Below are 5,174 nucleotides of genomic sequence, written 5' to 3' on the forward strand. Positions count from 1 at the left end.
GCGGTCGCCACCTCCGGCTACAACGCCAACCGTCGCTCCGACGAGTTCGTCGTCGTCCGCGCCGGCGTGAACTACAAGTTCGGCTCCTACTAGGCCGAAAGGAGCGACAGGTCTGACCTGAGCGTCCGCAGCCCGATCATCTGGTTGTTTCGGTCACCCCGCGCCCCGAGGAGAAATCCTCGGGGCGTCGTCGTGTCGAGACCGGTTCTCGAAAGCGGCGGCCGTGGCGCGTCGCTGATTCGGCTAGAGGCGCGCGAGCGCCGCGGCGGCGGGGTAGGGGGCGGCAACCTCACGAGACACCCGTCCTCGTGATCGCGTGACCGGTTGCCTCCGGCCGCCGATCGAGGATGCGGGTCTCTCACCGCTGATTTTCTGGCGACCACGACACCGGAATTTAACGGCGGCTCGGTACGCGGAGGAGGCAAGACGGAGCAGGTTTGGCCGATGACGACGCTGACGGTTGAGGCCGAGCCCGCCCGATCCGGCCGATCGTCCCGCTTGAGCGCGCTCCTGAGCCTCTACACCGCGACGATCTTCCTCTCGGCCCTGCTGCTGTTTGGCATCCAGCCGATGTTCACCAAGATGGTGCTGCCCGTCCTCGGTGGCTCACCGTCGGTCTGGTCCGTGGCGATGGTGGTGTTCCAGACGCTCCTGCTCCTGGGATACGCCTACGCCCACGCCCTCGTCCGGTATCTGCCCCTGCGGATCGCCGCCGCGCTCCATCTTCTCGTGATGGTCGGCGCGCTCGCGGCACTTCCCATTCAATTGGCCGCCGGGTGGGGGAAGCCGCCGGCCGACGGGGAGGCCGTCTGGCTCCTGGGGCTGTTCATAACCTCCGTGGGATTGCCGTTCTTCGCGCTTTCGGCCAATGGCCCCCTCCTGCAGGCCTGGTTCGCCCGGTCGGACCATCCGCAGGCCGGCGATCCCTACTTCCTCTACGGCGCGTCGAATATCGGCTCGTTCCTGGCCCTGATCGCCTACCCGCTCGTGGTCGAACCCTTCCTTCCGTTGCAGGAGCAGAGCCGGGCCTGGACGTTCGGCTTTGCGGGCTTGGCGGCGCTCATCGCCCTCTGCGCCACGATCGCATCTCGCAGGGCGGCACGCCGGGATCGAGCCGTGCCGGCATACCGGGCCGCGACCGTGACGTCGAGCACAGCGGCGCTGTGGCGGGAACGCTTCGGCTGGGTGGCACGCGCCTTCGTGCCCTCCGGACTTCTCGTCTCGGTGACGGCGCACATCTCCACCGATGTCGCGGCGGCGCCCCTCCTTTGGGTGGTGCCCCTCGCCCTGTTCCTGCTGACCTTCGTCCTGGCGTTCCGCGAGCGGATGGTTCCGTCCCAACCCGTGCTGTCCGGCCTGCAGATCCTCGGGACCACTGCGGCGTTGTTTCCGACGATCGCTGCCGCACCCCTGTTCGTCGGGCTGGCCCTCCATCTCGGCCTGTTCTTCGTCAACGCCATGATCTGTCATGGGGCGCTCTATCAGAGACGCCCGGGGGCCGGACGGCTGACGGAGTTCTACCTCTGCCTGTCGTTCGGGGGCATGCTGGGCGGCATCTTCTGCGCGCTCCTCGCCCCGCGCCTCTTCTCGACTGTGCTGGAATACCCGATCCTCCTCGTCGCTGCGCTCGCCTGCAGGCCGGATCTGGCGGCATTGTCGCGGCTGCGGGACGGCTGGCGCCGGATCGTGTTGCTGGCCACGATTCTGGCGGCCGGGTTCGTCGTGACCTTCTCGATCCTGCCGGCCTCGGCGATCGTCTTCAGCCTGCTGGCGCTGCTCGCCCTGATGATCGCCCAATGGCGCAAGCCGCTGGTGGTTACCCTTGCGGGCCTCACCCTCGCGGTGAGCACCGTCCATCTTCAAAGGTCGGTGTCCGAAACCACGGCGTTCCGCTCGTTCTTCGGCATCCACAAGCTGGCCCTGTCGAAGGACGGCCGCTTTCGCCTGCTTAGCCATGGCACGACCCTGCACGGTGCCATGCGGGTGACCTTCGACGATGGAACCCCGTTCACCGGCAGACCGGAGCCGGTGACCTATTACGGGATGGACGGTGCGATGGGCGCCGCCATTGCGGCATCGCGAGCCCGGCACGGGGGTACGTTGGGTGGGGTCACGGTCGTCGGGCTGGGGGCAGGCAGCCTCGCTTGCCATGCGGGACCCGGCGAGGCTTGGACCTTTCTGGAGATCGACCCCGAGGTCGTCCGCATCGCGAGCGACCCGCACCTGTTCCGCTTCCTCGGTGCCTGCGCTCCGGGGGCCCGGATCGTCGTCGGCGATGCCCGGTTGACTCTCGCTGAACAGACCGGAGCCAATGCCCTGATCGTGGTCGATGCGTTCTCGTCCGACGCGATCCCGAGCCATCTCCTGACCCGCGAGGCGCTCGGCCTCTATGTCTCGAAACTCGAATCGGATGGGTTGCTCGTCGTCCATATCTCCAATCGCCACCTCGAACTGCGACACATTCTTGCGCGCGCGGCCGCCGACAGTGGATTGGTCACGTATGTCCGGGACGACTCGGGCAGGACGTTTTCCGAGAGTAACTTGATCGCTCCCAGCACTGTCGTCGCGATGGCTCGCAAGGACGGTGATCTGGACGCTCTGCGTCAGCGCGGCGGTTGGGAAAAAGTCATTCCTGACCACCGACGCACGCCCTGGAGCGACGACTTCAGCAACATCATCGAAGCCATGGTCGACAAGGTGAGGCGATAAGGTCCCTGAGACCCTGGATCGAGCCGTTCCCCTGCATTGTTGCTTCGACTCGTCCCATCAGGGCCTCGGCGAAACCCGGTCCGTGCAAGCGGGTGGGAAAGGATCGTTGAGGCCCCGTAATCCGGGGGCGAGAAATATCGGAGCCTCGTCACGCTGGATTGCATACTCCGGCCTGCGCCGCGACCACCTTTGCTGTGCCCAAAGGACGGCTCAGCCGTTCTGAGCCGCGGCGCGTGTCGGTTTTACTGGCCGCTGCCGCCGCCGCCCGCACTGCCGTTCGGGAAGGCCTGTTCGGGTTTGCCGGCATTGCCGCCTGCCGCCGAGTCGGAATTCACTGTGTCTGCCCCTGTCGCGCCATAGGACGTCACGACGTCGAGGTCATTGCCTGTCGTGTTCGGCTGAACCTGCGTAATCGATCCGGTCGTCTCAGGCTGGCGGGGGGCATAATCCTGAGCGAGAGCAGGCGCCACCGCGAACAACGCGACGCCGGCAAGAAGAAGTTTTTTCACGAGAACACTTTCACTTGAGCCGGTGTGGAGTCTCTGCCGGCCATACAGGCTACGATAAGCCCGCCGAGCCCCAAGAGGTTCGAGTGACCTGTGTCGCACCCCCAGGCTGCCAGAACGAAAGGGCCGCCTCGGATTGCTCCGGGCGGCAAGCGCGAAATCTCTTGCTTGGAGTTGGTTCGAACCCGACCGCCGCCGGATCGCCCCGGCTACCGTGCGCAGTCTCCGAAGCGCTGGACGAGTCCGTGATCGCTCCAGAGATCCATCCGCATATCGCTCCCCCTCAGGGTGACGATCCGGATCGCCTCCGCGTCGCTGACCGCCTGGAAGTCGCGCACGTGGATGATGCGGCCATCCCTGTGCCGCGTGATGGCACGATAGGACCGCATCGGGTGAGGCTCGTTCTCGTTGGCGCCCTGTGTTCTATCCGACAATCAGCATCTCCCTCCGCTGAAATCGCGCGGTCGGGGCGCGGTACGGACGAGGCGGGCCGAAGGTTTCAGGGATCCGAGAAAAACCCGCTCCGGCATCGGCCGGGCGGGCGAAGGTCTTCCACCAGGGTCCCCGGCAGGACACGCACGATCCTCGCAGATGATCGATCAGGTGGAGGGTCCTGGCGCCCCGACGAGACGGAGGCGCGTAGGCCCATGGACGACCCGCGTCGGCTCGGCGGCGGAGGGGTGAAGGCGATCTTCGGGGCCTGAGCAGGGAAACGACAGCGGCGCAGGAGGGTTCTGAAGGCAGGCCTATCGAGGCCCCTGGACAGACGAGATTTTCGCAATCATGTCAGCCTCGTTCGCGTCGGTCGTCAGCCTCTGCACGGTCTATTGGGCGGCCATGTTCGCGGAGCTCGCGCACCTGCGCGCCCTTGACGACGGCGCCGGTGCCGTTGCGTTTGGCTGCCTGTCGGGCGCTCTCTTGATGGCGAGCCTCGGTTTCTTCCTGGCTGCCGCGAGCGCGTGACCAAATCGCGACACTCCGCGACTGAGGCCTACCCGCCAACGAGACCTTCGTGTTCAGGTGGTCGATCAGGGCTACCGGGAGCGCTCCAGTCGGGACGGCTACTTGCGAGCCGCCATCAGATCGTGGGTCAGCACCGTCAGCTTCCCGATCAAGCCGGTGACGTCGGCGCCCTTGCATGACCATTGCGTGCCGATCGCCTCACCGTCCGCGGATACGGATACGACGGCCACCGAGCGCAGCTTACCCTCGCGCGCCATGGCGAGTTGATCCTGAAGCACCTCGATCATCGAGGCGATATCTGCATCTGGAGTGGTCAACGCCACACGGGGCGGGAAGGAAATGACCTCGGCACTGGTCGGCTGCCCCTGCTTGCTCATGACGACTGTCCCGCTCAGACTTCGATAAACACGGCGTGCAGGGGTTCTTTGTACGAAGTGTGGCAGCTTATCCGTGTCGAAGGGCATCACCCCGATGGTGTTGCCGTCAGAGCACGGCCGGGACGAGCCCGGAAAATCGAGGAACGAAACAAAAAGGCCCCGCCGTGGCGCTCATGGCAGAGCCTTTGAACGCGATCGATGAAAGAGATCTCGGATCCGCGCCCGTGTTAATCTGGTCCGTTGCGATCATAAGCGGCAGAGGCCCTTGCCTCAACGCCCGCAATACCAGGCCCGACAACCATGCCTGTCGAAAGGTCAGGCCAACCGCAGTCGCGATCAAGATCGGAACGGCGCTCGTAGACGCCATCACGGTGTCCGCTATGGCCAAAACCCCGTGCCTGGGCACCCGTTGCGCCAATGGCTCCGACTTCTTCAGCATGCTTGGGAACGGATCTTCTCGCCGCGAGGTTGCTTGCCTCGTTTGGAGGAGAGATCGTCATGCTGACAGGTGGCTTGCTGTGGCTCATCGGGATTCCGATCCCGATCATCCTCTTGGTCTGGTTCTTCTTCCTGCGCGGTCGGTAGAAGGGCGAACTCCCGGCGAGCCCGCTGGCGTCTG

At 65.4% G+C, this 5,174-nt stretch carries 6 protein-coding genes; 2 read left to right on the forward strand and 4 right to left on the reverse strand.

Translation table 11 applies throughout. The features are described from left to right. Positions 1 to 444 precede the first annotated feature (444 nt). A complete protein-coding gene (locus tag JWQ05_RS19865; protein ID WP_299662359.1) occupies positions 445 to 2,709 on the forward strand; it encodes a fused MFS/spermidine synthase in 2,265 nt (754 codons plus the stop codon). A 242-nt stretch (positions 2,710 to 2,951) separates the two neighbouring features. Here the strand turns inward: JWQ05_RS19865 and JWQ05_RS19870 are convergent, their stop codons facing one another. Together JWQ05_RS19870 and JWQ05_RS19875 are read right to left on the reverse strand one after the other, a co-directional pair. After that, entirely contained in the window at positions 2,952 to 3,218 is a 267-nt protein-coding gene (locus JWQ05_RS19870; protein WP_299662362.1) for a hypothetical protein, read from the reverse strand. A gap of 206 nt (positions 3,219 to 3,424) precedes the next feature. Then, positions 3,425 to 3,604 (reverse strand): hypothetical protein, encoded by a 180-nt coding sequence (locus tag JWQ05_RS19875; RefSeq protein WP_299662365.1) that lies wholly within the window; start codon positions 3,602 to 3,604, stop codon positions 3,425 to 3,427. 394 nt (positions 3,605 to 3,998) lie between these two features. Between JWQ05_RS19875 and JWQ05_RS19880 the strand changes: the two genes are divergently transcribed. Continuing rightward, entirely contained in the window at positions 3,999 to 4,178 is a 180-nt protein-coding gene (locus tag JWQ05_RS19880) for a hypothetical protein (protein ID WP_299662368.1), read from the forward strand. A gap of 98 nt (positions 4,179 to 4,276) precedes the next feature. Here JWQ05_RS19880 and JWQ05_RS19885 read toward each other — a convergent pair whose 3' ends face one another. Both JWQ05_RS19885 and JWQ05_RS19890 read right to left on the reverse strand, forming a co-directional pair. Next, positions 4,277 to 4,555, reverse strand: a complete 279-nt coding sequence (locus JWQ05_RS19885) for a hypothetical protein (protein ID WP_299662371.1) — start codon at positions 4,553 to 4,555, stop codon at positions 4,277 to 4,279. Between the two features lie 227 nt (positions 4,556 to 4,782). Beyond that, positions 4,783 to 5,174 (reverse strand): hypothetical protein (locus JWQ05_RS19890; RefSeq protein ID WP_299662374.1); only part of this gene is annotated, 392 nt, incomplete at its 5' end.

Origin of the sequence: Methylobacterium sp., assembly GCF_028290105.1 — a bacterium.
Lineage (GTDB): Bacteria > Pseudomonadota > Alphaproteobacteria > Rhizobiales > Beijerinckiaceae > Methylobacterium.

Excerpts from the sequence above, each read along its gene's own strand:
- JWQ05_RS19880 (WP_299662368.1), top strand. The coding sequence starts at position 3,999 with ATGTCAGCCTCGTTCGCGTCGGTCGTCAGCCTCTGCACGGTCTATTGG.
- JWQ05_RS19875 (WP_299662365.1), bottom strand. The coding sequence starts at position 3,604 with ATGCGGTCCTATCGTGCCATCACGCGGCACAGGGATGGCCGCATCATC.
- JWQ05_RS19885 (WP_299662371.1), bottom strand. The coding sequence starts at position 4,555 with ATGAGCAAGCAGGGGCAGCCGACCAGTGCCGAGGTCATTTCCTTCCCG.
- JWQ05_RS19865 (WP_299662359.1), top strand. The coding sequence starts at position 445 with ATGACGACGCTGACGGTTGAGGCCGAGCCCGCCCGATCCGGCCGATCG.